Source organism: Gammaproteobacteria bacterium (genome assembly GCA_003696665.1).
Lineage (GTDB): Bacteria > Pseudomonadota > Gammaproteobacteria > Enterobacterales.
Genome location: RFGJ01000554.1, coordinates 1 through 1,532, shown reverse-complemented (window position 1 = coordinate 1,532; position 1,532 = coordinate 1). Strand labels below are relative to the sequence as shown.

General features: G+C 48.1%; 2 protein-coding genes. Both read left to right on the top strand.

Annotation, left to right across the window (positions count from 1 at the left end; genetic code table 11):
* Positions 1-141 precede the first annotated feature (141 nt).
* Positions 142-372 (top strand): hypothetical protein, encoded by a 231-nt coding sequence (locus D6694_13545; GenBank protein ID RMH36838.1) that lies wholly within the window; start codon positions 142-144, stop codon positions 370-372.
* Positions 373-444: 72 nt separating this feature from the next.
* Positions 445-1,275 carry a class I SAM-dependent methyltransferase gene (locus D6694_13540; GenBank protein RMH36837.1) on the top strand — a complete coding sequence of 277 codons (831 nt, stop codon included), beginning with the start codon at positions 445-447 and terminating at the stop codon, positions 1,273-1,275.
* Positions 1,276-1,532 lie beyond the last annotated feature (257 nt).

The window sequence follows — 1,532 nt, the reverse complement described above, 5'->3', positions numbered from 1 at the left end:
CTTGAGCAGAACGACGAATGGCAAGTGAGCCGAAGGTACTTGAGCTTAGAAAGCCTGGCACAGGTTCTCAAGCCGGAGGAAGGGAAGGAATTGTTAACCGACGAGACAGCCTGAACGATAGCAAGGCCGGCGATGACCTGAATGAATTTACACCACTTGACGGGACGCTACCCAACCAATTGTTTTGAGATGCTGAACAAGGGAATCATGCGCCGCTCGAATGTGGTCGGGATATTCCCAAACAAAGCGACCGTAATCAGCCTGGTAGACGCTGTTCTGCTTGAGCAGAGGGGTGAACGGCAAATGAGCTGCCCCCTTTCCTGGCGAGCCTGGTACGGCCTCTCAATCCGGAGGGAGGCAAGAATTTGTTAACTGACGAGCCAAGCAGGCCGTACGAAAGGCCGGCGATGGAATTAACACCACTTTCTGGGATGCTGGATTACAATGTCTGATCTCACAGAATGGATAAGTACTGATGATCTAACTTTGATCACAGCAGAAGAACGTCGATGGTTGGAAGATGTTTTTGATCGATTTGCAGGCTATCCAGACTTGGAGCAGATGTGGAGTTTGATGGATGATGTGTGGAAATCCATTGGCTGTGATCCAATGGTTATGGATGCCAGAACCAGTGCCTTCTACAGTCATCCAGTCTGGCTACTGAATGGCTTGTTTATCGAACAGCATAAGGAAAGTTTGGAAAACCGTGAACAGTACAAGAATTGGGTAGTACAACAAGCTCCTTTGCGCGTTGCCGAGTTTGGAGGTGGTTTCGGCGGATTGGCACGTATGATCGGCGCGTCGCTGCCCGAAACATTTGTTGAAGTCATCGAACCGCATCCTCATCCCTTGGCTATCGCTCGCGCAGAGAGAACATCTAATGTCAGCTATAGGCATGAGATGTGCGGAAAATATGATGTGATTATAGCTACTGATGTTTTTGAGCATGTTCTCGACCCTTTACAAATGGTATATAAGACCGCACAATATTTACATGTTGGTGGTAAGTATCTCATTGCAAATTGTTTTTACCCTGTTATCCTATGCCACCTTCCACAGACTTTTCACTTTCGTCATACTTGGGATGTGGTCATGAAAGTGATGGGGCTCGAGCCAGCTGAGAAAATTTCCTATGGCCGCGCATTCATTAGGAAAGGTGACTTAAAGCTTGGAGATGCACGACAAGTTGAACAGCAATCTTTGACCTTATGGCGTTACACGCAATACCTGCCGGATAAGCTGGCCCGGCTTTTCACGCGTATGCTGATCTACTAAAAAGTGGTTTTACTTTGTGAAAGTTTTGCATCTTAGCCATTCCGATATCGTTGGCGGAGCTGCCCGAGCGGCTTATCGTATCCACCACGCTTTACGTCAGGGGGGGGTAGATTCGACCCTTTGTGTCGATGTTGCTGCATCTGACGACTGGACAGTGTTGGGCCCTGTTGGAAAGGTTCGCAAGGCGCTTGGCAAATTGCGACCGCATTTGATTGATAGTCTGTTTAAGGCAATTTTCAAGACTGGGAACTCAACTT